23 protein-coding genes are annotated in these 24748 nt (G+C 28.5%); 9 read left to right on the plus strand and 14 right to left on the minus strand.

Annotated elements, in window-relative coordinates; all coding sequences use genetic code 11:
• Window positions 1-40 precede the first annotated feature (40 nt).
• Window positions 41-943, minus strand: a complete 903-nt coding sequence (locus tag CKV87_RS00090; protein ID WP_012011937.1) for an RluA family pseudouridine synthase — start codon at window positions 941-943, stop codon at window positions 41-43.
• Window positions 944-1056: 113 nt separating this feature from the next.
• Between CKV87_RS00090 and purB the strand changes: the two genes are divergently transcribed.
• The 8 genes from purB to CKV87_RS00130 all read left to right on the plus strand — a co-directional run bounded on the left by purB (window position 1057) and on the right by CKV87_RS00130 (window position 9178).
• Window positions 1057-2385: an adenylosuccinate lyase gene (gene purB, locus CKV87_RS00095; RefSeq protein WP_012011938.1), complete on the plus strand. Its 1329-nt coding sequence runs from the start codon at window positions 1057-1059 to the stop codon at window positions 2383-2385.
• 10 nt (window positions 2386-2395) lie between these two features.
• Window positions 2396-4780, plus strand: a complete 2385-nt coding sequence (locus CKV87_RS00100; protein ID WP_012011939.1) for a ribonucleoside-diphosphate reductase subunit alpha — start codon at window positions 2396-2398, stop codon at window positions 4778-4780.
• Window positions 4781-4909: 129 nt separating this feature from the next.
• Complete coding sequence (locus CKV87_RS00105; RefSeq protein WP_012011940.1) at window positions 4910-5929, plus strand: ribonucleotide-diphosphate reductase subunit beta; 1020 nt, start codon at window positions 4910-4912, stop codon at window positions 5927-5929.
• Window positions 5930-6086: 157 nt separating this feature from the next.
• On the plus strand, window positions 6087-6950 hold the full coding sequence (locus CKV87_RS00110; RefSeq protein WP_012011941.1) for a putative phage abortive infection protein: 864 nt from the start codon (window positions 6087-6089) through the stop codon (window positions 6948-6950).
• A gap of 57 nt (window positions 6951-7007) precedes the next feature.
• A complete protein-coding gene (locus tag CKV87_RS00115) occupies window positions 7008-7421 on the plus strand; it encodes an acyl-CoA thioesterase (RefSeq protein WP_012011942.1) in 414 nt (137 codons plus the stop codon).
• A 16-nt stretch (window positions 7422-7437) separates the two neighbouring features.
• Complete coding sequence (locus CKV87_RS00120) at window positions 7438-7689, plus strand: hypothetical protein (protein WP_004510063.1); 252 nt, start codon at window positions 7438-7440, stop codon at window positions 7687-7689.
• A gap of 61 nt (window positions 7690-7750) precedes the next feature.
• A complete protein-coding gene (locus CKV87_RS00125; RefSeq protein WP_012011943.1) occupies window positions 7751-8701 on the plus strand; it encodes an OmpA family protein in 951 nt (316 codons plus the stop codon).
• 3 nt (window positions 8702-8704) lie between these two features.
• The gene (locus CKV87_RS00130; protein ID WP_012011944.1) at window positions 8705-9178 is read left to right on the plus strand and encodes a hypothetical protein; all 474 of its coding nucleotides are present in this window, start codon (window positions 8705-8707) and stop codon (window positions 9176-9178) included.
• A 5-nt stretch (window positions 9179-9183) separates the two neighbouring features.
• Here CKV87_RS00130 and CKV87_RS11755 read toward each other — a convergent pair whose 3' ends face one another.
• Entirely contained in the window at window positions 9184-9333 is a 150-nt protein-coding gene (locus CKV87_RS11755) for a hypothetical protein (protein ID WP_228149473.1), read from the minus strand.
• Complete coding sequence (locus CKV87_RS00135; protein ID WP_228149474.1) at window positions 9330-10169, minus strand: YhdH/YhfP family quinone oxidoreductase; 840 nt, start codon at window positions 10167-10169, stop codon at window positions 9330-9332. The genes CKV87_RS11755 and CKV87_RS00135 overlap by 4 nt, the downstream gene beginning before the upstream one ends.
• Before the next feature lie 110 nt (window positions 10170-10279).
• Between CKV87_RS00135 and CKV87_RS00140 the strand changes: the two genes are divergently transcribed.
• Window positions 10280-10618 carry a winged helix-turn-helix transcriptional regulator gene (locus CKV87_RS00140; RefSeq protein ID WP_041644819.1) on the plus strand — a complete coding sequence of 113 codons (339 nt, stop codon included), beginning with the start codon at window positions 10280-10282 and terminating at the stop codon, window positions 10616-10618.
• 1 nt (window position 10619) lies between these two features.
• Here the strand turns inward: CKV87_RS00140 and CKV87_RS00145 are convergent, their stop codons facing one another.
• The 11 genes from CKV87_RS00145 to CKV87_RS00195 form a co-directional block, all read right to left on the minus strand.
• Window positions 10620-11516 carry an NAD(P)H-dependent glycerol-3-phosphate dehydrogenase gene (locus CKV87_RS00145; RefSeq protein WP_012011947.1) on the minus strand — a complete coding sequence of 299 codons (897 nt, stop codon included), beginning with the start codon at window positions 11514-11516 and terminating at the stop codon, window positions 10620-10622.
• Between the two features lies 1 nt (window position 11517).
• On the minus strand, window positions 11518-12942 hold the full coding sequence (gatB, locus tag CKV87_RS00150; RefSeq protein ID WP_041645034.1) for an Asp-tRNA(Asn)/Glu-tRNA(Gln) amidotransferase subunit GatB: 1425 nt from the start codon (window positions 12940-12942) through the stop codon (window positions 11518-11520).
• An 18-nt stretch (window positions 12943-12960) separates the two neighbouring features.
• Complete coding sequence (locus tag CKV87_RS00155; protein ID WP_012011949.1) at window positions 12961-13785, minus strand: peptidylprolyl isomerase; 825 nt, start codon at window positions 13783-13785, stop codon at window positions 12961-12963.
• A gap of 76 nt (window positions 13786-13861) precedes the next feature.
• Window positions 13862-16699 (minus strand): FAD-binding and (Fe-S)-binding domain-containing protein, encoded by a 2838-nt coding sequence (locus tag CKV87_RS00160; RefSeq protein WP_012011950.1) that lies wholly within the window; start codon window positions 16697-16699, stop codon window positions 13862-13864.
• A 118-nt stretch (window positions 16700-16817) separates the two neighbouring features.
• Window positions 16818-18458, minus strand: coding sequence for a lactate permease LctP family transporter (locus tag CKV87_RS00165; RefSeq protein WP_004510072.1), 1641 nt, complete (start codon window positions 18456-18458; stop codon window positions 16818-16820).
• Between the two features lie 90 nt (window positions 18459-18548).
• Window positions 18549-19193, minus strand: coding sequence for a response regulator transcription factor (locus CKV87_RS00170; RefSeq protein ID WP_004510073.1), 645 nt, complete (start codon window positions 19191-19193; stop codon window positions 18549-18551).
• 1 nt (window position 19194) lies between these two features.
• Complete coding sequence (locus CKV87_RS00175) at window positions 19195-21387, minus strand: sensor histidine kinase (RefSeq protein ID WP_012011951.1); 2193 nt, start codon at window positions 21385-21387, stop codon at window positions 19195-19197.
• A 24-nt stretch (window positions 21388-21411) separates the two neighbouring features.
• Entirely contained in the window at window positions 21412-21999 is a 588-nt protein-coding gene (locus tag CKV87_RS00180) for a LutC/YkgG family protein (protein ID WP_012011952.1), read from the minus strand.
• Window positions 21992-23371, minus strand: a complete 1380-nt coding sequence (locus CKV87_RS00185) for a lactate utilization protein B (RefSeq protein ID WP_012011953.1) — start codon at window positions 23369-23371, stop codon at window positions 21992-21994. Before CKV87_RS00185 ends, CKV87_RS00180 begins: the two co-directional genes overlap by 8 nt.
• On the minus strand, window positions 23368-24117 hold the full coding sequence (locus CKV87_RS00190) for a (Fe-S)-binding protein (RefSeq protein ID WP_004510078.1): 750 nt from the start codon (window positions 24115-24117) through the stop codon (window positions 23368-23370). Before CKV87_RS00190 ends, CKV87_RS00185 begins: the two co-directional genes overlap by 4 nt.
• A gap of 92 nt (window positions 24118-24209) precedes the next feature.
• Window positions 24210-24653: a deoxycytidylate deaminase gene (locus CKV87_RS00195; RefSeq protein ID WP_004510079.1), complete on the minus strand. Its 444-nt coding sequence runs from the start codon at window positions 24651-24653 to the stop codon at window positions 24210-24212.
• Window positions 24654-24748 lie beyond the last annotated feature (95 nt).

A 24748-nucleotide genomic window follows, 5' to 3' on the forward strand; every position in this document is an offset into this window, starting at 1 on the left:
TTTTAAAAGGTAAGGATTTTTATCCTTGCCTTTTTTTATTTTAGAAAAATTCTTTATACAAATCCCTATTTTTAGAAAATATTTTATAAGTTACATCTTTGTAATTAAACTCTAAATAATTTGCATGAAGCCACAATCTATATGATTTTGTAACTTTAAATCTATCCTCTTCACTCAAAGTTTTGTTTAGATAATTTTCTGCATTTTCATCATCAACTCCATAAATTGGATCACCTAAAATTGTATGTCCCATAGAATGAAGATGAACTCTTATTTGATGTTGTCTTCCTGTAAGAGGAAGAGCTTCTACTAAAGTTAGATTTTTTTCTTTATCATATATTATTGGTTTTATTATTGTTATCGATTCTTTTCCACCCTCTTCTTGTGTACAAACTTTCATTCTTACACCAATAGCCTTTCCTTCTCTATCTAGGGCTTTATTTATTTTAAGTTCTTCTTTTATTTCTCCTTGAACAATAGCTAAGTATGATTTATGATACTTTTTTTCTTGAAACATATCTTTTAACTCTATTTCACTCTTTTTATTTTTTCCAACAATTACAAGCCCAGAAGTTTCTGCATCTATTCTATGAATTAAGTTCGCATTTTCACCAAAGTGGTATCTGATTTCATCAAGTAAAGAGTAAGAAGTATTTTTTGAAATTGGGTGAACCATAAGATTTGTAGGTTTATCAAAAATAGCAAAATCTTCAAATTCTAAAAGTGGTTTTAAACCTTTTGTTTGTCCTTCGAAAACAGCTATAAAAATATGCTCAGTTGGGATTTCATCCCCTGCATTTATCTGATTCATATTCTCATCGAAGATTCTTCCTTTTGAAGTTAAACGTTGCCCTATTTTAGGGTCAAACTTCAAATTCTGTATTAAAAAAAGTTGTATTTTTTTACCTTTTATTGCATCATATTTTCTAAGTGTAAATGCCAAAATTTATTTCCTATTTTTATCTTATATTTTGTTCTGATTAGATATAGTTCAAGTTCAAAATAACGACAATTTTATAATAAAATTTATACAAATATGATTATAAGGGATTTTTTATGGTTGAAAGATATGCTAGAGTTGAAATGAGTTCAAAGTGGACTCAAGAAGCAAGATATGCAGCTTGGCTAGAAGTAGAAAAAGCAGCAGTAAAAGCTTGGAACAAACTTGGACTTATTCCAGATGAAGATTGCGAAAAAATAGTAAAAAATGCCTCTTTCAGCGTAGAAAGAATAGAAGAAATCGAAGCTATTACTAAGCACGATTTAATTGCATTTAATACAAGTGTTTCTGAATCTTTAGGTGAAGAATCAAGATGGTTTCATTATGGTATGACATCTTCTGATGCGGTTGATACAGGTGTTGCTCTACAAATGAGAGATTCTTTAAAAATCATCATTGATGATGTAAAAATGCTTATGGAATCTATTAAAAAAAGAGCATTAGAGCATAAATTTACTTTAATGGTTGGAAGAAGTCATGGTATTCATGGTGAACCTATTACTTTTGGTTTAACTTTAGCTGTTTGGTATGATGAAGTTGCAAGACATTTAAAAAATCTTGAAGAGACTATGGATGTTATTGCAGTTGGACAAATCTCTGGAGCTATGGGTAACTTTGCTCATGCACCACTTGAACTTGAAGAGTATGCAATGGCTGAGCTTGGACTTAAACCAGAACCATGTTCAAATCAAGTTATTCATAGAGATAGATATGCAAGACTTGCAACTGCTTTAGCACTTTTAGCATCTAGTGTTGAAAAGTTTGCAGTTCAAGTAAGACATTTACAAAGAACAGAAGTTTATGAAGCTGAAGAGTATTTTGCAAAAGGGCAAAAAGGAAGTTCAGCTATGCCACATAAAAGAAATCCAATCTTAACTGAAAATATAACTGGACTTGCAAGAATGATTAGAGCTTATGCAATTCCAGCTATGGAAAATGTTGCACTTTGGCATGAAAGAGATATTTCTCATTCTTCAACTGAAAGATTTTGGTTACCAGATGCATTTATAACAACAGATTTTATGTTACATAGAATGAATAGTGTAATTGCAAACTTAACAGTTATGCCTGAAAATATGATGAAAAATCTTAACTTAACAGGTGGGTTAGTATTCTCTCAAAGAGTTTTACTTGAGCTTCCATTACAAGGTGTAAGTAGAGAAGATGCTTATAGAATTGTTCAAAGAAACGCTATGAAAGTATGGGAAGAGATTCAAAAAGGGAAACCAACAACAAATGAAAAAGGTGAATCTTTATATCTTCAATATTTATTAGGTGATGAAGAGTTAAGAGCATCTTTGAGTGAAGAGCAAATTAGAGAGTGTTTTAACTTTGATTATTATACAAAAAATGTTGATGCAATATTCAAAAGAGTTTTTAAATAAAGGGTAACAAATGGCAATTATGATTCAAAAAAGAAATGGTCGTAAAGAACTTTTAGATATTACAAAAATCCAAAAAATGTCTATGGAAGCAACAAAAGGCTTAGAAGGTGTTAGTCAAAGTGAATTAGAACTTGATGCACATATAAAGTTTATTGATGGTATGCACTCTAAAGATATTCAAGATGCTTTAATTAAAACAGCTGTAGAAAAAATTGATATTGATGTACCAAATTGGACATTTGTTGCTGCAAGACTATTTTTATTTGATTTATATCATAGAGTAGGAATTGCAACTCATGGTGTAAAAGGTGAGGCATATTGTCATTTAAAAGATTATATAAAATTTGGAATAGAAGCTGGAAGATTAATACCAAGTATTGCAGATGGTTATGATTTAGATGAACTAAATGCATATATTGACCCTTCAAGAGACCTTTTATTTAACTATTTAGGAATAAAAACTTTATATGATAGATATTTAATAAAAAATAGAAAAGCTGAACCAATAGAGTTACCACAACAAATGTTTATGGCAATAGCTATGTTTTTAGCTCAAAATGAAAAAGACAAACAATCAAAAGCAAAAGAGTTTTATGATGTAGTTTCTAAATTTGAAGTTATGTTAGCAACTCCAACTTTATCAAATGCTAGAACAAATAGACATCAATTAAGTTCTTGTTACATTGGTTCAAGTCCTGATAATATCGAAGGTATTTTTGATGGTTACAAAGAGATGGCACTTCTATCTAAATATGGTGGTGGAATCGGTTGGGATTGGAATCAAATCAGAAGTTTAGGTGGAGTTATTGATGACCACAAAAGTGCTGCTGGTGGAACTGTACCATTTTTAAAAATTACAAATGATTTAGCTATTGCAGTTGACCAATTAGGTACAAGAAAAGGAGCAATTGCTGTTTATCTTGAGCCTTGGCATATGGATATAGTTGATTTTGTTGATCTAAAGAAAAACTCTGGAGAAGAAAGAAGAAGAGCGCATGATTTATTCCCTGCTCTTTGGATTTCTGATTTATTTATGGAAAGAGTAATGGAAGACTCTTATTGGACTTTATTTGACCCTTATGAAGTAAGAGATTTAAGTGAAACATTTGGTGATGAGTTCAAAGCAAAATATGTAGCTTACGAAAATGATGAAACTATCACAAAAGATAGAATGAAAGCAAAAGATTTATGGAAAAAAATCTTAACTTCATATTTTGAGGTTGGAAGTCCATTCTTATGTTGGAAAGATACAGCAAACAGAACAAATCCAAACTCTCATGTAGGACATATTAGAAGTTCAAATCTTTGTACAGAGATTTTCCAAAATACAAATCCAAACCACTATAAAATCAAATTAGAGTTTGAAGATGGTACAGTTTCTACTTATGAAGAATCAGATTTAGTAGTTGTTGATGGTGGAGTTACTAAAAAAGCAAATAAAGTTTCTGCACTTGATAGTGTAAATGGTAAAAGAGTATTTATTGTTGAAAAAGAGAAAATTGATGGAGATACAGCTGTTTGTAATCTAGCTTCTATAAATTTATCAAAAATAAATACAAAAGAAGACATAGAAAGAGTTGTTCCAACTGCTATAAGAATGCTTGATAATGTAATAGATTTAAACTTCTATCCACTTAGAAAAGTAAAAGCAACAAACTTAAAATCAAGAAGTATTGGTTTAGGTGTTATGGGTGAAGCAGAGATGTTAGCTCAACATCAATTAGCTTGGGGTTCAAGTGAACACTTCAAAAAGATTGATCAAATTATGGAAGCAATTTCATATAACACAATTAAATCAAGTTCAGATTTAGCAAGTGAAAAAGGTGTATATCCTACATTTGAAGGTTCAAAATGGAGTAAAGGTATTATGCCTCATGATTTAGCTCCTCAAGCTGTTAATGCACTTGTAGATAAAGATTTATTTGATACAAGTTATGATTGGGATGTATTAAGAGAAAAAGTTAAAAAAGATGGTATGAGAAATGGTTATCTAATGGCTATTGCTCCAACTTCTTCTATTTCGATTCTTGTAGGAACTACACAAGCAATAGAACCAGTTTATAAAAGAAAATGGTTTGAAGAGAACTTATCAGGATTAATTCCAGTTGTTGTTCCAAGATTAAGTCCAGAAACATGGGCTTATTATACACCTGCATTTGAAATTGACCAATTACAAGTTATCAAAGCAGCAGCAATTAGACAAAAATGGATTGACCAAGGGCAATCAACAAATATTTTTATGAGTTTAGATAAAGCAAGTGGAAAATATTTGCATGAAATTTATACATTAGCTTGGAAATTAGGACTTAAATCGACTTACTATTTAAGAAGCCAAAGTCCAGAAGCAAAAAATGATGTAGAAGATAGAAGTATGGAGTGTGCAGGTTGTCAGTAATTTAAAAGTTAAGTTATTTTAGGACAATTATTATGGCACTGCAAAAAAAAGATTTTAAAAACAGTTTATTAAAAATTGAATTCCGTATTTTCGGATATTATGTAAAATTTATGGCAAAGAAGGCTTAAAATGGAAAGAAAAACTAATTATAACCCTGATTCTAAAGAGAGCTTAAACGATAGAAGAGTTTTTGGTGGAAATAGTGATGGAATGATCAATTTTACTAGAATGAAATATCAATGGGCTTTAAATCTTTGGGATACAATGGAAGCAAATACTTGGTTTCCAAGAGAAGTTCAAATGACAGGTGATGCAAAAGATTATAAGTTTTTAACACCTGCTGAAAAAAGAATGTATGATTTAGTTTTATCTCAACTTATCTTTATGGATTCATTACAAACAAATAATCTAATGGATAACATAAATCCTTATATTACTGCTCCGGAAATAAATGCTTGTTTAGCAAGACAATCTTACGAAGAGGCAAACCATAGTAAATCTTATGCTGTTATGGTTGAATCAATTTCTGATAACACAGATTTGATTTATGATATGTGGAAAAATGACGCAAAATTAAGAGAAAAAAATACATACATTGCAGAAGTTTATAAAAATCTTTCAGGTGATATAGATGATAGAAAAATAGTTTTAGCACTATTTGCTAATCAAATTTTAGAAGGTTTATATTTCTATGCAGGATTTGCAGCTATTTATGCTCTTGGAAAATCAGGAAAAATGCTTGGAAGTTCTCAAATGATTAGATTTATTCAAAGAGATGAAGTAACCCACCTTTTACTTTTCCAAAACATGATAAATAGTGTAAGAAAAGAAAGACCAGATTTATTTACTAGTGAATTAGAAGAGACAGTTAGAGCGATGTTTAGAAAAGCTGTTGATTTAGAAGCTTCTTGGGGAGCATATATCACTCAAGGACAAATTCTAGGATTTACAGATGGAATTATTAGACAATATATTGAGTATTTAGCAGATAGAAGACTTGAAGCTGTTGGATATAAAGCAGAATATGGAGTAAAACATCCAATTCCATGGGTTGATGGTTATGCATCTTTCAATGACCAAAGAACGAATTTCTTTGAAGGGAATGTTGTAAACTACTCAAAAGGTTCGATAGACTTCGATGACTTTTAAAAAAAGAAGATTTTCTAATCTTTCTTTTTGGCAATCTCTGCGTTGGCGCTCGTATTTTAAGGACTCACTTACTTTAGTAAGCTCCTCTCTAAAATCCAATCACCGCCTTGACCTTAACAAAAATAAAAATCATAAAATCTCTTTTTAGGAATTAAATATGAAATATCTATTAATCTTTTTTGCTATTTTTGCTGTTGTAATTATAGTAATTGCTATAAGTTTTGCAAGTGGAGTTATATCTGTTTTACCAAAAGAAATTGGAGAATATGGTCAACTTGGAGATTTCTTTGGAGGAACACTAAATCCTATATTTGCTTTTTTCGCTTTTCTAACATTGTTATATACTGTTTATTTACAATCAGAAACATTAAAAGTATCTAGAAAGGAATTGTTAGCAACTAAAGAAGAGTTAGAAAAGTCAAGAATTGCACAAGAAGAACAAAGTGAATCTTTAAAACTTCAAAATCAAGCAACAAAATTACAAATGTTTGAAAATACTTTTTTTAAGTTATTTGAACAACATAATAAAATGTTAGATAACTGTTATAATTCACACGGGATTATCTCTATTTTGAATTATCAATCTAATCGTATAAATGATGTTGGTGGAGTATTAAAAGATGCGAATAAGAATGAGTTGATAGATAATTTCAGATATACAAATGAGCATAATAATGCTGTAAAGAATTATTTTATGGTACTTTATCAGTTATTAAAGTTTATAGATATTCAATGCATTAAAAATAATTTTGATGCAAAATTTTTTACTAATATGGTTCGAGCAATACTTGATAATGAAATATTAAAAGCTTTAGCTGTTAATATTGTTGCATATAAAGATTTTACACAATATAAAGAATATGTTGAAAAATATGAATTATTCGAACATTTATACATAGATGATAAAGATGTCAATTCTAATCTTTTATTTGATGTATTAATTGAATATGATAAAAAAGCTTTTGGAAAAAATGAGAAGATTTTAGACAAATATAATGAATTAAAAGAAAGTAAACAGTAATTAACTTTTCTCTAAACTCATTTTGTTAAACTTATTTCTTTTGATTGGAGAGAAATAATGTTAACACAAAATATAATGCCAAGATTTAGCGAAACAGATGCTTTAGGACATATAAATAACAATACTTATGGAGTTTGGTTTGAAGCAGCAAGAGAGCCAATATATAAGCTATTTTTACCAAATTTAAATATAAAAAAATGGTGTTTAGTTATGGCTCACAGTTCAAACGACTTTTTAAAAGAGGTTTTTTGGGGTGAAGAAGTTATCGTAAAAACGGCTGTTTCAAAGATAGGAAACTCATCTTTTGAGCTAAAACACGCAGTTTATCAAAAAGGTGTTTTATGTACATCTTCAAAAACAGTTTTGATTCATTATGATTTTGATTCAAAAATAGCTATAAAAATTCCAGATAATATAAAAGCAAAATTAGAAGAGCATATTTTTACAGATAACTGGGATTTAAAAATATAATAAAAAGGAATAACTAATGCCAATTTCAAGAGTAAAAGATTTTTTAGAAAATGAGTTAGAAAATTTAGACAATTTTTCTTACAAAATTGATAACGATGATAATCATATTTATGTAATATTTTCAATAATTTTAGGTGAAAACTCAAATAAAGAGTTAACTTTTAAACTTTTAAATAATATTTTATACTTGCACTCTATAACTTATGGATGGAAGCCTGTGGAAAAAGGAAGCGCAAATAAATACTTTTGGATAGAAGTTTTAAAATAATTTTTAACAAAATTTTTATAATTATGATATAATAAAATAATTTATACTGAGGTTTTTATTTATGTCAATTTCTGGTAAGATTATTTTATTATTATTCATATTTTTACTTTTAAATTTCATATCTATTTTTACTTTCAATTATGATGAGTATTTTAAAGATAAAAGCGGTAGCAATATCTATTTTGAAAATAAAAGTAGCTTTAATTTATTCAATAAAACTGAGTACAAACCTTCAGATTTTACTATAACAAAAATCGATAATTCTATAGAACTAAGTGGTACTTTTGAAAATCAAAAAGTTGCTCAAGATGTTATTCAAGCATTAGGAATAAATAAAGAAGGCACTTTAACATATCAAAACAATGTTGTAGTTGATAAAGGAGTATTAGAAACAATTTTCCTTTTAATCGTACCATTTAAAGATTTTTTTGCAGATAACTCAAAAATATCAGTTATAAATAATGAAATACTACTTTCTGGTGAATTAAAAAATAAAATGTATAAAAATCTTATTGATACAATTATTTTACAAAAAAGCAAGAATATAATCCTAAAAACAGAAATTTCAATTCCTGAAGATAATCCAATAAATAATCAACAAAATGAAAATAGTAATGAAGAAGTTATCAAAAATGAAACTTTGAAATTACCTGAAATACAGTTACTAATAAACAATATTTTAAAAGATAGAAAAATAAGTTTTGAGAGAAAAAGTTCTATCCCAACAGAACAATCACAAAATACTATAAAAGAAATTGCAAAAATTTTAAATGAAAATCCAAATTTTAAAGTTGAAGTAGCAGGACATACAGATTCAAGAGGTGAAGCTGCTTTAAATAAACAAATTTCTCAAGATAGAGCAAATAGTGTAAAAAATATTCTAGTAAATAGTGGCGTAAACGAGACTAGAATTAAAGCAATTGGTTATGGAGAAGAGTTTCCTATTGCAAAAGATGATGAAAATGGATTGTCGGAAATTAATCGTAGGGTGGAATTTATTATAGGAGAGTAGTACGTGTTTGAAATTGCCCCATTTATAGTTACTAATTTAGTTATTGCTTTGGTTATAGGTATTTTTATTGGTTATTTAATAGGAAAGAAAAGAAATGAGATTAAGACTATTAAAACTGATAATGAAGAATCGATGGAAAATAAAAAAGTTAGATTTAGAATAAATCCTATTTTTAATAAAACTTCATCCTTAGACTATAAACCAATGGTTTTAAGTTCATCAAGTAAAATAGATAATTTCAAAAAAATAAAAGGTATTAATTCTCAAATTGAGAAAAACTTATATAATTTAGGGATTTTTCATTATGAACAAATAGCAAATTGGACAAATAAAAATGTAGAATGGATAGAAGGCTTTTTAGAGTTACCATTCCATGTAAGAAATAACCAATGGGTTGAGCAAGCAAGAATCTTAAAAAATGGAAATGAAACAACTTATAGTAAACAAGTTGAAAATGGTGAAATAGAAGTAGATTAAATAATCTACGATTCTATTTTTACTATATATCTTCCAGTTACTTCTCCTGAAAGTAGTTTCTGACAAACTTCTTTTATCTCATTTAAAGTAATTTCTGTTGTAATCTCTTTTAAGTTATCTATTTTCCAAGTAGATGCTAGTTTTTCCCAAATCAATTGTTTTTTGATAGTTTACACTCAACTGAATCAATTCCTATTAATCTAACACCTCTTAAAATAAATGGATAAACATTTGTATTTAACTCATAAGATGCTGTAAGACCACAACAAGTAACCACTCCATCATATTTTACTTGTTTTAGTGCTTGAGCAAGAATATCTCCACCGACAGTATCCACAACACCAGCATATTTCTCTTTTAATAAGGGTTTCTTGATATTCTCAAGAAATTCATTTCTAAAAATTACTTCATTTGCACCAATACTTTTTAAGTAGTTAGTTTTTTCTTCTTTTCCTGAAAGTGCAACTACATTGTAACCCAATTTATTTAGGATAGATACAGCAATAGAACCAACTCCTCCTGTTGCACCTGTTACCAAAATATCTCCTGATTCTGGTGATATATCATTTGATATTAATTCATTTATACTAAGTGCAGCTGTAAGCCCTGCTGTTCCATATATCATTATATCTTTATCACTAATACAATCAGGGATTCTAGCTACCCAAGAAGCTTTAACTTTTACATATTCACTATGTCCACCATCACTGTTCATTCCTAAATCATAACCAGTAACTATTACTCTTTCACCAACTTTAAATATTGTAGAATTTGATTCAAAAACTGTTCCTGCTACATCAACTCCAGTGATATGTGGGAAATTTCTTGTAACTCCAGGATGTCCAATTGAACTTAGGGCATCTTTATAATTTAAACAAGAATAAGTAGCTTTTATAATAATCTCATCTTTTTCGCACTTTGGTTTAGCTATATCTCTCACATCACAAATAAACTTATCATCTGTTATTTTATCAACTACGAAAGCTTTCACAATCTCTCCTTTGTTTTACTTTGTATGAAACTTTAGCTAAAATGTTTTACAATAGCAAGAACTATCTTTTAAGAAATGTACTTACTAAAAAGATACTTTTGGAGCGAAATATGACTAAAAAAATAAACCAAGATAATATAAATACTGAGTTTAAATGCCCTGTAGAAACGGCTCTTGACGTATTAGCAGGAAAGTGGAAGATATTGATAATTTGGTATTTAAAAGATGAGAAAAAAAGATTTAATGAATTACAAAAATTATTGCCAAAAGCTACTCAAAAGATGTTAATACAAAAATTAAGAGAGTTAGAAAATGATGGAATAGTTCATAGAGAAGTTTATCCAGTTGTTCCTCCAAAAGTTGAGTATTCTTTAACTGAATATGGAAAAAGCTTAAAACCGATTATAAAACAGCTTTATCTTTGGGGAGATAACCATAAAAAAAGATAGATTAATTTTTAAGTAAATCTTTTAAACTATCTTTAGGATTTTTACCATTTAGTATGAGTTTTACCTCATTTGCTATTGGTGTGTAGATTTTATATTTTTTTGAAAGTTTATCTATTGCATCAGCAGTTTTTACACCTTCTGCAACTTCTCCTAGTTCTTCTAAGATATCTTCTAATTTTTTATTTTGTGATAGTCCAAGCCCTACTCTAAAGTTTCTACTCATAGTAGAGTTTGCAGTTAAAAATAGATCACCAGCTCCACTTAATCCTAAAAAAGATGATTTTTTAGCACCAAAATGTTTCCCAAATCTTTGCATTTCTACAAGTCCTCTTGCAATTAGTGAAGCTTGGGCATTTTTACCAAGTTGTAATCCTTCACAAATTCCACTTGCAATTGCTAAAACATTTTTATAAGCTCCTGCTATTTCCGCTCCTATAACATCTTTACTATAATAAGTTTTGATAAAATTAGGAAAAAATGGTTGAAATAAGTCATATAAATTTTTTGATGTAGAGTTTATTACCAATGCACAAGGTAACCCTTTTATCACTTCAGCTGCAAATGAGGGACCAGATATAAATCCTATGTTTTCATCTGGAACAAATGAGGCATAAATTTCATTTAAAAATTCACCACTTGAGGCTTCTATTCCTTTTGAAGCTACAAGTATTTTTTGTCCTTTAAATATAAAGTTCTCTTTTAACCAAGTTCTTATCTCTTGTGCTGGAATAGCAATAACTAAATATTCACAATCCATTGCAGTTTCTAAATCAACAAAATTGTCAAGTTCTCTTTTAGTTCTTGAAGTTATATAACATTTTTGTTTTTGGCTTAGTGCAAAATGAAGCGCTTGTCCCCATTTTCCTGCACCAATAACTGCAATAGAATTATTTTGCATTTTAAGATAATCTTTCTTTTAATAAATCATTTACTCTATTTGGATTTGCTGTACCTTTTGATGCTTTCATTGTTTGTCCAACAAAAAATGCAAACATTTTTTCTTTACCAGCTTTATACTCAGCTACTTTGTCTTGATTTGCATTTAAAATTTCATCAATAATAGTTAATAAAGCTCCATCATCACTTACTTGTTTTAAACCTAATTTCTCAATAGCTTCATCAACACTTGAGCTATTTTCCATTAAATAGTCTAAAACTTCTTTTGCTGCTTTTCCAGAGATTGTATTATCTTCTATTCTTTTTACTAAAGTTGCTAAAGTTTTTGCTTCAATTGAAGATTGTTCAATAGTAACACCCTCTTTTAATCTTCCTTGAAGTTCAACAGTAAGCCATGTAACAGCATTTTTAGCACTAATTCCTTCTTTCATCATTTCATCAAAGTAGTTTGCCATTTCAAGTGATGATGTAATAACAGAAGCATCGTACTCTTTTATTCCATACTCTTTTACAAATCTATCTTTTTTCTCATCTGGAAGTTCAGGAATTTTTGAATATTCATTTATCATCTCATTTGTGATGATTAAAGGAAGTAAATCTGGGTCTGGAAAATATCTATAATCAGCCGCATCTTCTTTTCCTCTCATACTTCTTGTTTCACCTGTATTTGGATCAAATAGTCTAGTTTCTTGAACAATCTCAGTTGAGTGAACACCATCTTCCCAAGCTTCAATATGTCTATTTACTTCATAATGAATAGCTTTTTCAATAAATCTAAATGAGTTCATATTTTTGATTTCGCATCGTGTATATAAGTTTGTATCACCTTTTGGTCGAATAGAAACATTCACGTCACATCTAAAACTTCCCTCTTGCATATTTGCATCACTAATACCTAAATATCTTACTATTGAGTGAAGTTTTTTTAGATATAAAATAGCCTCTTCCGCACTTCTCATATCAGGTTCACTTACTATTTCAAGTAAAGGAGTTCCAGCTCTATTTAAATCAACTTGAGAAACATTTCCACTATGAATATTTTTTCCAGCATCATTTTCTAAATGCGCTCTTGTAACACCAATAGTTTTTTGTCTTCCATCTGGAAAGTCAATAGTCAATTCTCCAAGACCAACAACTGGTACCTCAAATTGAGATATTTGATAACCACTTGGTAAGTCTGGATAGAAGTAGTTTTTTCTATTAAAAATTGATTTTTGATTAATTTTTGATTTTAAAGCAGTTCCAAGCATAATAGCTTTATGAACAGCTTCTTTATTTAATACAGGAAGAGCTCCAGGCAATCCTAAACAAGTAGGACAAACATTTGTATTTGGTTTTTCACCAAAACTTGTCGCACATGAACAAAATAGTTTACTTTTTGTATTTAATTGTGCGTGAACCTCTAATCCAATTATTACTTCAAACATACTCGACATATATTCCCTTTATCTAATTACTTTTATATCTGCTATTAATTTTTGTTTTTCAAAATAATCTTTAAGATATTTTTGCTCTCTATTCATCATAATATCATTAAAGATTCTAGCTTTAACACTTTCATAAGAAAGAGGTGCAGTTCCCTCTTTTTTTGTTATAAAGAAAGTTACATATTGTTTATTAGCTGTAAATATTGGTGTAAATGAATTTACTTTTGTTCCATTTAATAAATATTGTAACTGAGCTTGAATATCTTCTGTATTTAATTTTAGAGAAGTTCTTTGTACTTCACTTGGAATAATTATTGGATTTTTTGCAACTTCCATTAAAGCTTCTTTACTTGTAGAACTATATTGTGTTACATCAAAAGTTTTTGCTGTAAGATATTTATTTCTATTTTTCTCATAATATAATTGCATATCTTCATCAGTTGCAATAGCTAATTGACCTTTTACAAGTTTTTGAACAAGTTTTTGTCTAATTACAGTATTTTTTGCTTCATTTTCAAAAACAGAATAATCAGGATATTCTTGTTTTATAATAGCTTTAAAAGCATAAATATCCATACCATTTGAGTTTGCAAGTTTCTCAATATAGTCATTTACTTCAAAAATATCAGCTGTGATATTATACTCTTGAACTAATTGGTCGTACAAAATTTTGTCTATTAGATAACTAACGGCTTCATTTTTAGGTATTTTGTTTACAACCATAGTTCTTTCTATGTCATAAAGCGTAATAGGCTCTTCATTTACTAGTATTGCTACACCATTTACCATTGAAGCAAAGCTAAGAGTTGAACCTAAAAGTAGTGATAATAAAAGTTTGTGCATTTTTATTCCTTTTTTAATAAAGTAGATATTTTACCAAAAAAAATGTAAATATCAAGTTTGAAAGGAATAAAGATTTTTAACTCCTTTCTTTTGTAACTCTATTTATTAGATAAAAAATAGAGTTATAATCAAGCCCAGATTTTTCACTCAATCCTATTTCACAAGTTTTACTTGTGGAAAATGCCATTTTAGCACCATTTGTTTGCTCTTTTAAATATCTAAGCGCTGAATCATTTAATTCTGGGAAATTAAATCCTCTATCACCTGCAAATCCACAACATTTTACATCAGCAGGAACTATTACATTTGTTGAACATAAATTTGCTAATTTTTTGAATTTATCTTCAAGTCCCATTTTTCTTGAACTACAAGTTGTATGAATTGTTATTGGTTCATCAATTGGAGTAAATTCTAAATCTTTTGTTAAAAACTCTAATGCAAACTCTATTGGTTCATAAATTGATAATTTATGAGAAAAACTCTCCATCATTTTTTTAGTACATGGACTTGTATCACATAAAATTGGATATTCTCCAAATTCACTAGCATTTAAAAGTGCCTCTTCAAGTTGACTTGATTTTGCATGCGCTGCATCATTAAATCCTTTTGAACTAAAAGGCATTCCACAACAAAGATTTGATAAATTCTGAGGAAAGATGATTTGGTAACCAGCTTTTTGTAAAACTTCAATTGTTACTTCAAAAAGCTCTTTTTCCTCTTTTGACATATCATTTAATCCCATGGTTCTACTAATACATGAAGGGAAATATACAACTTTTTTATCTTTTACTTGTTGTTCAAAATTTAAGTTTATATTTGTTCCTTTTGGCATATAAACTGACCATTTTGCTAATTTATTTTTACTTAAATCTCTCATAGTTTTAGTAAAAGCTTCCATATTAGAAGTTCCTAAAGTTCTGTGTATAAAATTAGCACTATGAAGACCAAATCTGATACCTTTTAATGTAATACCAAAGTTGTTTGCTACAAAATTTGCAATAGATTTTTCTTTAGAAGTTAATTGCTCTGCTCTTAAATGTTTTGTTAAACTTCCAGTATCTATTTTTACAGGACAGGCAGTTGAACATAAACTACATGTTGCACAAGTTTCTATTCCATCATATTGATATAACTCTTTGTACTCTTTTGCTTCTTTATAATTTCCAATAGTTTCTAGTCTTGAAATTTCTCTATTTATTACAATTCTTTGTCTTGGAGTTAGAGTTAATTCATTTGAAGGACATGTTGGTTCACAAAATCCACACTCGATACATTTATCAACAATTTCATTTGTTGCTGGAAGTGTTTTTAGATTTTTTAAGTGAGCCTCTTTATCATCATTTATTATAACCCCAGGATTTAATAGACCTTTTGGATCAAACAATGATTTGATTTTTTTCATTATATTATAAGCTTCTTTACCCCACTCTACTTCAATAAACGCAGCCATATTTCGTCCAGTTCCATGTTCAGCTTTTAAACTTCCTTGGTATTTAACTGCAACAGAATTAACAACTTCATTCATTAAATCATCATATCTTTTAACTTCTTTTACATCAGAGAAATCTTGTGTAAATACAAAGTGGAAGTTTCCTTCAAGTGCATGTCCAAAGATTAAAGCTTCACTATAACCATATTTTTGGAATAATCCTTGAAGTTCAAGTGTAGCTTCAGCTAAAACTTCAATAGGATAAGCTACATCTTCAATAATAACTGTTGTCCCTGTAACTCTTACTGCTCCAACAGCTGGAAATAATCCTTTTCTAATTTTCCAATAAAGATTATATTCTTGTTCATCTTTTGTGAAATAAATCTTTCTTCTTACTTCAAACTCTTTTAATAAATCTTCAATTTGCTCTATTTGGATATTTAATTTTTCATCACTTAAAGCTCGTGTTTCAATTAAAAGTGCAGTTACATCTTCATCAAAATCTTTGATAAATTCTGGCATAACAGGGTCGTTTTCGATACTTCTTAAAGCTGCTCTATCCATAAGTTCAACTGCATCAACAATAATCTCTTTAGAATCACGTGCTAATTTTAGTTTTGTAACTGCATGACAGGCTTCCTTCATATCTTTAAAATAGATAAGCGCACTTGCTTTGTCTTTTAAATCTTCAACTGTATAATAAGTTATCTCTTCGATAAATGCTAAAGTTCCTTCACTTCCTATGATTAAGTGTTGAAGTATTTCAAACTCATCTTCAAAATCAATTAAGGCATTTATTGAGTAACCACATGTATTTTTTATTTTAAACTTTTTCTCTATTTTTGCTCTTAACTCTTCATTTGATTTTGTTTCACGTGAAAACTTATTTAAATTTTCTAAAAATTCTTTATGAGTTTTTCTAAATTCATTTTTACTATTTTCATCTGCTGTATCAAGTTTAGTTCCATCTGAAAAAATTAGTTTCATTGATTTTACAGTTTTGTATGAATTTTGTGAAATTCCACAGCACATTCCAGAGGCATTATTTGCTGCAATTCCACCAATCATAGCTGCATTTATACTAGCTGGATCTGGACCAATTTTTTTAGAATAACGTGCAAGTAATCCATTTGCTTGTGCACCTGTTAATGCAGGTTCTAGTGAGATATAACTAGCATCACTTGCAATTTTAAAGTTTGAGAAGTTTCTTGAAGTTATAACTAAAATAGAATCACTAATTGCTTGCCCTGAAAGTGAAGTTCCACCTGCTCTAAAAGTGATACTTAAATTCATAGAGTTTGCAAGTTCAATAATATCTTGAACCTCTTTAGAATTATCAGTTTTGATTACAATCTTTGGAATTAATCTATAAAATGAAGCATCAGTTCCATAAGCTAAAGTGTGAAGTTTATCTGTGAAGATTTTATCTTTTGAGATTTTTAATGAAATTTCATCAAAAAATTTTTGGTAACGACTTTCTAACATATTAGTTCTCCTAGGATTCATAAAATATAAATTTTAACTTTACGAAATGATAATAATATGATATTTATAAAAGAATAATTTTATTTAGGAAAAATACCTAAATAAAATTAATATATAGTTATGGAATCATCCATGTTAAAACGTAAGCTTGAGTCATAGTTATAAGTCCCATAATTACTACAAGAATTAAACTATGTTTAACTGTAAATCTAAATAAATCAGACTCTTTTCCAACAATTCCTGTTGATGCACAAGCAATAGAAATTGATTGAGGAGAGATCATTTTTCCACAAACCCCACCAGTTGTATTTGCTGCAACCATTAATGTTTCATTAAGCCCTAATTGTTGAGCAGTTTGTTGTTGTAATCCGCAGAAAAGTGCATTTGATGAAGTATCTGAACCTGTTAAGAATACTCCAAGCCATCCAAGAAACGGAGAGAAGAAAGGGAATAAGAAACCTGTATTTGCTAAAACTAATGCCATAGTTGAAGACATACCTGAATAGTTCATTACAAATGCGAAACCAAGAACCATACCAATTGATACGATAGCCCATTTTAATTCAAATAGTGTTTCACCCATTGTTTTTGTAGCTGTTGATATATTTAATCTAAAAATAAATAAAGTGATAATAGCTGTTAAGAAAATAGCTGTACCTGTTGCTGAAATAGGATTAAATGTATATACAACATCAAAAGATTTTGGTGCACTAGTAATTGGAGGCATTTTGAAAATCATATTATGAATAGCAGAGAATTCAAATTTGAAAATAGTACTTGCTAAAACTTGACCTTTTGCAAAAAAGGCTTTAAACCAACCTGTTGTCCAAATTGTAACCATTACAGAAAGAATAATAAATGGAGACCATGCTTTAAATACTTGAGCACTTGTATGTGATGATGAAACAACCTCATCTAATTCTACTGTTTTCATAACATTTTTTGGTTTCCAGTATTTTAAAAATACTGTTGTTGCAACGATAGAAACTATAGCAGAAGTAACATCTGGTAATTCAGGACCTATAAAGTTTGAAGTAAGATATTGAGAAATAGCAAAACTTGCACCTGCAACTAAAGCTGCTGGCCAAACTTCTTTTATACCTTTCCATCCGTCCATTATTGCAACTAACCATAAAGGAATAATTAAAGATAATAGTGGTAACTGTCTACCTGCCATTGCTCCAATTGTAAAAGCATCAATTGAAGTTACTTGTCCTGCAACAATAATTGGAACTCCAAGTGCTCCAAAAGCAACAGGTGCTGTATTTGCAATAAGACACAATCCAGCTGCATATAATGGTTTAAATCCAAGTCCTACTAAAATTGCAGCTGTAATTGCAACAGGTGCACCAAAACCAGCAGCACCTTCTAAAAAAGCACCAAATGAGAAACCAATTAAGATAACTTGAATTCTTTGATCTTCAGTTATTGAAATAATCGAATTTCTAATAATTTCAAATTGTCCACTTTTTACAGTTAATTTGTATAAGAATACTGATGCGACAATAATCCAAGCGATTGGCCATAAACCAAATAAGAAACCATATTCAGCAGATGCAAATACCATATTAACTGGCATTTCAAATCCAAAAACTGCTACAATCATCGATAATGCTAATGTAATGATTGCTGCATAGTGACCTTTCATTCTAAATACTGCAAGCGCCAAAAAGAAAAAAACGATAGGAATTAGTGCTACAAGTGCAGATAAACCTAAACTTCCTCCAATTGGTGCATATACTTGTTGCCAAGTTTGCATATAAACCTCCTTAGTTAAAATAATTACAAGGATATTAATAAAATGATATGAGATTTATATGATTTTTAATAGCTTAAAATAGAAGAAAAACTAAATATTTTTAAAAATATAGCCTGTGTCAATAACTGTTTGAATAAACTCTTTGTCTAAGATCTTTCTTAGCCTTCTTATTAAACTTCTTATAGATTCCAATGTTACAAAGTTTCCTTCCCAAACATAGTTCTCTATTGTTTCGTAAGTGATAACTTGATTTTTTTTACTAAGAAATAGATTCATAAGAAGTTTCTCTTTTTTTGTTAATCTTATTTCTTCGTCATTTATAGTTATTGTTGCAGATATAAAGTCAAAATATGAGTTTTCATCAAAATAGATTTTATCATTTTTTATTTGACAGAGTTTTTCTATTTTTATCTCTAATTCATCTATGAAAAAAGGCTTTTTCAAATAATCATTACAGCCAAAATCGTAAGATTGTTTTATAATATCTAGTTCAACACTTGCACTTATTATAATAACTGGAACAATTTCATAAAACTCTCTAATTTTCTTTAAAATATTTATTCCATCAACATTTGGAACATTGATATCTAATATAAAACATGAAAAACCTTCTGTTATTTTTTCATAAGCTTCTGCTCCATCTGTAAAAGATATCACAGTATAGTTTTTCATTTTTAATCTTTTAGTGATAGTTTCATTTAACTTTTGGTTGTCTTCTAAAAGTAAGATTTTCATTTTAAGCCTTTTTAAACGGAAGTTTTATTGTGAAAATAACACAATTTTTATCATTTCGAACACTAATAGTGCCTTTCATTTTATCTTCAATAATTATTTTTGCCATATAAAGACCTAAACCCATTCCATTTTCTTTTGTTGTAAAATAAGGTTCAAAAATTGAATTTATGATTTTTTCATCAATTGCTCCAGCATCATCAATAATTTCTATCATATTACAATTTTCACATCTTTGAATGTTTATGTTTATCTCTCCTTTTTTATTTAAAGGAAGATTTTTTTCAACAATTTTATTTTTTGCATTATTTATAATGTTTAGTAAAACTTGTTTAAATTCATTTTCATATCCGTAAATGAGAAGTTCTTCATTTTTATTTTTATAGTTAAAATTCATATTTATATTTGAATAAAAAACTTGTTTTCCTATAATTTCATTTATTTCATTTAAGGCTTTTGAAATTGAAAAAAGGACTTTTTTTGTTGAAGGTTTTAAGAAATTTCTAAAATCACTTAAAGTTTTAGACATATATTTTATTTGAATCATAGAATCATTAACAAAATTTTTTACATCATTATCTTTTAATTCATTTAGCAAATAAGATGTTTCAATATCTTGAACAAGTGCAGATAATTCAACTAAAGGCTCATTCCATTGATGCGCAATCGCTGCAATCATATCTCCCATCTCAGCCAATTTACTTTGTTGGATTAAAAATTGTCTTTGTTGGGTTCTTTCTGTCATATCGTCCATAATACAAACAATTCCACCAATAGTTCCATCTATGTTTTTATATGCTGCTTTATTTAAAATGATATGTTTCATCTCATTTGATAAAGTATAAAAAGTAAATTCAAAACTAATTGTAGTAAAAGTTTTTAACACTTCTTTATCAATTTGTGTATTTTTTGTGGCAATTTCTGTTGGGAAAAAGTCAAAAGCGGTTTTTCCTATAATCTCTTCTTTTGTAGAACTTACTAAAGATGCAAAAGCTGTATTGCAACCTAAAAAATGACCATCAACATTTTTATAATAAATAGCATTAGGAATGGTATCCAAAAGCACTTTATCAAACTCTATTCTATTTGAAAGTTCACGTTCAAGTTTTTCTCTTCTTTGTATATTTGCTTTTAAAACTACAACGATTATAGTTAATAGTGAAATTGTAAGAATTGTAATAATAAAAAAGTTTTTATGCTCTTTATATATTGAACTAGGTTCATTGATAATTATAGGATTATCAATATATTTTGAGACATTAAGATTAAATCTTTTTAATTCATCATAATTGAATATATAAAGATTTGGTGATTTTTCAACTACTGGAATATCTTTTATATCTTTTCCATTAAGCACATCTAGTGCCATTTTTGATACAGTATCTCCTTGAGCAATTGCAGAAGTTAATAATCCTCCAACCATTCCACTATTTAAGTAAAAATCCCAAAGACCATAAATAGGAACTTGGCTTACTTTTCTTACCTCTTCAAAACTTTGTTTATATGTAAAATATTTTCCAGTAGTATCTTTAAATAAAAGTACAAATAAAATTGCACTATCACCTTTTTCCAACTCAGAAACTTTATCTTTTAAATCACTTATTTCTAGGTTATCTGTATATTCTATGTTGAATTTTTTTGAATATTTTTCAATTATTGGATTTAAATCTTTTTTTACAGCTAAACCAGTTATAGATTTATCATTTATAATTAAAAGATTTTTTAAATTTGGATGTAATTTTGAAATTAGTTCAAAGTTCTTTTCTATATCTACCTCTTCTGCAACTCCTGAAACTTCTTTAAGAGGTAATTTATCTAATATCGTTTTATTATAGTTATTTATTCCACAAAATAGAACAGGAGCATCTTTGAATAAATAGTCATAATATTTAGATACAAAATCAAAAGCATTATTATCGCTTAGTATTACTAAATCAAATTTACGATTTGAAAATTGTTGTTTATATAATTTTGATAGATCCTCTAAGTAAGATGAGTCATCTATTCTTTTGGTATCCATATATACAGTTGTAAGCTCAATATCTTTATGTTCTGAAAAGTTTTTGTCAATTGCTTTTGATATATCATCTGTCCATGCATATCCTTTATGATATGAATGAATTAATAATACTTCTTTATTTTGACTTGCATATAATATATTAAAAAAAAGTATGCTAAATAGTAAAAAATACTTCATTATTTCTCCTATTTAGCAATTATATCAAGATTTGATAAAAATCACATATCCTGATTTTGGACCGTGTGCTCCAATAACAAGCGATTGTTCAATATCAGCAGTTTTTGAAGGTCCAGAGATAAATACACCAAAACCAGCTTTTTCAAAACTAAGTTTTTCATAAGCTTCATGCATATTGTTTACTATCTCATTTTCATTTATTACAATAACAATATTTTGTGCAATAAAATATAAAGACCTATGTCTATTTGATTCATCTTTCATCCAAATTGCACCATTTTCTGCAACTGCAAAGTTACCTTTTACAATAGCTAAATCAATATCTTTTAGATTATGAGCATCATCTTGTGAATTTGAATCAAAATTTCCTAAACTACAAAAATCTACATTTGAAGCAATAATTTTTTCATCTGGATATAACTCTTTTATTGTTTTATCTAAATCTTCTTTTTCAATAACTAAAGCTTTACCACCAACACTCTCAAGCATTGTAGAAAATGTTTCAAATTTATTATCAAATTTTATTCCAAAATTTTCATAAGAAGGAAGTTTTACATCTTTTACAATATTATTTTCTCTAATAGAATTTAAAATTTTTTCTTTACTAGTCATCTAAATCTCCATCTTTAAACATCTCTTTGAAACTTTTTTTAGGGAATTTTGGTAAGTCTCTTTGTTTTCCCCACGCATTTGCTTTATTATAAATTATAAAATTTGGAAGTTTTGGAACAATAAATCTTGCTGTTTTTCCAAGAAAATCAAATAATATAGGTTTACTCATAAGCCAAGTGGTTACTCTCATAGCCATTTTCTTTTTGCTATCAATTAGATCAGCTTCTCCTAAGTCTTGTCTTAAACTATAAAGTTGTGAATCTAAATCTATTTTAACTGGACAAACATTTGTACAAGACCCGCATAATGTACAGGCAAATGGTAAACTATTGTGAGCTTCTGGATGTCTAGCACTTCCTAAAATAGAACCAATTGGTCCTGGTATTACATACTCATAAGAGTGACCACCACTTCTTCTATAAACTGGACAAGTATTCATACAAGCACCACATCTAATACAATTTAACGCTTTTTTATTTTTTTGAGAACTCAAGAATTGACTTCTTTTATTATCAACGATAATAACATGCATCTTTCCACCTTCAACACTTCCATGAAAATGTGAAGTATACGAAGTAATTGGTTGACCTGTTGCACTACGTGCTAATAATCTTGTAAATACACTTAAATCTTCAAGTCTAGGAATAATTTTTTCAATTCCCATTGAAGCAATATGAAGTTTAGGAACACTAGCTCCCATATCTGCATTTCCTTCATTTGTACAAACTACAACTCCACCTGTTTGCGCAATTGCAAAATTAACTCCTGTTAATCCTGCATCTGCTGTTAGAAAATCTTCTCTAAGCGCAGCCCTTGCAGCACGTGTAAGATAAGTTGGGTCATAGTTTCCTTTTTCAGTTCCCAATTTTTCATGGAAAGTATCTGAAACATCAGATTTTTTTAAGTGAATTGCTGGAAGAACTATATGAGAAGGCGGTTCGTGTCTTAGTTGAACTATCCTTTCACCTAAGTCTGTATCAATAACTTCAATTCCCCTACTTTCTAAATAAGGATTCAAGTGACACTCTTCTGTTAACATTGATTTTGATTTAACAAGTTTTTTTACGTTATTTTCACTTAAAATTTTATGTACTATTTCATTATGTTCTTTTGCATCACAAGCAAAGTGAACTGTTATTCCTTTTTCTGTTGCATTTTTTTCAAATTCTAATAGATATTTATCTAAATTTGCCATCGTATGAGTTTTGATTTGATTTGCATACTCTCGTAAATTTTCCCATTCAGGAATAGATTTACTAGCTCTATCTCTTTTTTCTCTTACAAACCATAATGCTTGGTCATGCCAATGCATTCTTTCGTCATTTGCTACAAATTTTGTTGCATTATCTGAGTGGTTGTGATTTGTGCTCATGGTCTAACTCCTGCTAGAATTTCAACAATATGCATAACTTTTATTGGATTTTTATCTCTATTTATGATTCCATCCATATGCATAAGACATGACATATCAGCACCTGTTATTATTTGTGCATTAGAATCTAAATGGTCTTTTATTCTATCTTTTCCCATTGCAACTGAAATTGCTTCTTCTGCAACACTAAATGTCCCACCAAATCCACAGCACTCATCTTCTCTTTTTAAAGTTACTAATTCAATGTTATTTACTTTATTTAAAAGATTTTTTAATTTTGAATCATATGGAATATTTAATTCACTAGCAGTTGCAAGTTTTAAAACTCTATGTCCATGACATGAATTGTGTACTCCAACTTTGTAAGGAAAAGAGTGGTCAAATTTTATATTTTCAATTTTTATAATATCGTGTAAAAATTCACATACTTCATAAATTGAAGCTTTTACTTTATTGTAATCTTTGTCATCATTAAAAAATTCTGCATAATGTTCTTTTACCATAGTAACACATGAACCACTTGGTGCAACAATATAATCATAATCTTTGAAATTATTAACAAAATTTATTGCTAGAACTTTTACATCTTTTGCACAACCAGAGTTTGCCATAGGTTGTCCACAGCAAGTTTGATTTAATGGGTAATCAATATTTAAACCTTGATTCTTTAGTAGTTTATATGTAGCTTTACAAATATCGGGATAAAGTTCATTCATAAAACATGGTATAAAAAGACCAATTTTCATATTTTCTCCTTCTTGTTATTAAAGTAATTTTATACATAAAATATGAAAAACTTATGATATTTTATTTTTTTATGAAGAAAAAATCCTTTTTATTAAGAAATAGCAGGAATTTGTTCTATTTTTACTCCATTATCTTCTAAAAATTTTGAAATAATTTCAGAGTTTGTATGTTCATAAGCTTTTTCATAAACTATTCTTTTTATTCCACTAGCAATTAAATTTTTTGAACATTCACTACAAGGTTCAAGTGTTACATAAATAGTTCCACCTTCTATACTTATACCTTTTCTTGCTGCCCAAATAATAGCATTCATTTCGGCATGAATCTCATAAGTTTTTGACCATTCATGGTGATCTTTTGTATATTCACCTTTCCAGTGTTCACTACAATTTATATAACCTGCTGGTGTACCATTATAACCTGTTGATAAGATTCTTCCATCTTTTACTATAACTGCACCTACTTGTTTTGATACACATTTTGAAGCAAGTGCTATCTCTTTTGCAATATTTATAAAACTTCTATCATTTAACATAATTTTAGAATCCTAAATCAAAAATTTTTTTATTATAACAAAAAAGAAATTTTATCTTTATTCTTAAATAAAACTTATTTTATATATGTAAAAAT

It is taken from the genome of Aliarcobacter butzleri (assembly GCF_900187115.1).
Taxonomy (GTDB): Bacteria; Campylobacterota; Campylobacteria; order Campylobacterales; family Arcobacteraceae; genus Aliarcobacter; species Aliarcobacter butzleri.

Coding starts and splice junctions, on each gene's coding strand:
- purB (WP_012011938.1), top strand. CDS start 1,057: ATGGTTGAAAGATATGCTAGAGTTGAAATGAGTTCAAAGTGGACTCAA.
- CKV87_RS00100 (WP_012011939.1), top strand. CDS start 2,396: ATGGCAATTATGATTCAAAAAAGAAATGGTCGTAAAGAACTTTTAGAT.
- CKV87_RS00105 (WP_012011940.1), top strand. CDS start 4,910: ATGGAAAGAAAAACTAATTATAACCCTGATTCTAAAGAGAGCTTAAAC.
- CKV87_RS00110 (WP_012011941.1), top strand. CDS start 6,087: ATGAAATATCTATTAATCTTTTTTGCTATTTTTGCTGTTGTAATTATA.
- CKV87_RS00115 (WP_012011942.1), top strand. CDS start 7,008: ATGTTAACACAAAATATAATGCCAAGATTTAGCGAAACAGATGCTTTA.
- CKV87_RS00120 (WP_004510063.1), top strand. CDS start 7,438: ATGCCAATTTCAAGAGTAAAAGATTTTTTAGAAAATGAGTTAGAAAAT.
- CKV87_RS00125 (WP_012011943.1), top strand. CDS start 7,751: ATGTCAATTTCTGGTAAGATTATTTTATTATTATTCATATTTTTACTT.
- CKV87_RS00140 (WP_041644819.1), top strand. CDS start 10,280: ATGACTAAAAAAATAAACCAAGATAATATAAATACTGAGTTTAAATGC.
- CKV87_RS00145 (WP_012011947.1), bottom strand. CDS start 11,516: ATGCAAAATAATTCTATTGCAGTTATTGGTGCAGGAAAATGGGGACAA.
- gatB (WP_041645034.1), bottom strand. CDS start 12,942: ATGTTTGAAGTAATAATTGGATTAGAGGTTCACGCACAATTAAATACA.
- CKV87_RS00155 (WP_012011949.1), bottom strand. CDS start 13,785: ATGCACAAACTTTTATTATCACTACTTTTAGGTTCAACTCTTAGCTTT.
- CKV87_RS00160 (WP_012011950.1), bottom strand. CDS start 16,699: ATGTTAGAAAGTCGTTACCAAAAATTTTTTGATGAAATTTCATTAAAA.
- CKV87_RS00165 (WP_004510072.1), bottom strand. CDS start 18,458: ATGCAAACTTGGCAACAAGTATATGCACCAATTGGAGGAAGTTTAGGT.
- CKV87_RS00170 (WP_004510073.1), bottom strand. CDS start 19,193: ATGAAAATCTTACTTTTAGAAGACAACCAAAAGTTAAATGAAACTATC.
- CKV87_RS00175 (WP_012011951.1), bottom strand. CDS start 21,387: ATGAAGTATTTTTTACTATTTAGCATACTTTTTTTTAATATATTATAT.
- CKV87_RS00180 (WP_012011952.1), bottom strand. CDS start 21,999: ATGACTAGTAAAGAAAAAATTTTAAATTCTATTAGAGAAAATAATATT.
- CKV87_RS00185 (WP_012011953.1), bottom strand. CDS start 23,371: ATGAGCACAAATCACAACCACTCAGATAATGCAACAAAATTTGTAGCA.
- CKV87_RS00190 (WP_004510078.1), bottom strand. CDS start 24,117: ATGAAAATTGGTCTTTTTATACCATGTTTTATGAATGAACTTTATCCC.
- CKV87_RS00195 (WP_004510079.1), bottom strand. CDS start 24,653: ATGTTAAATGATAGAAGTTTTATAAATATTGCAAAAGAGATAGCACTT.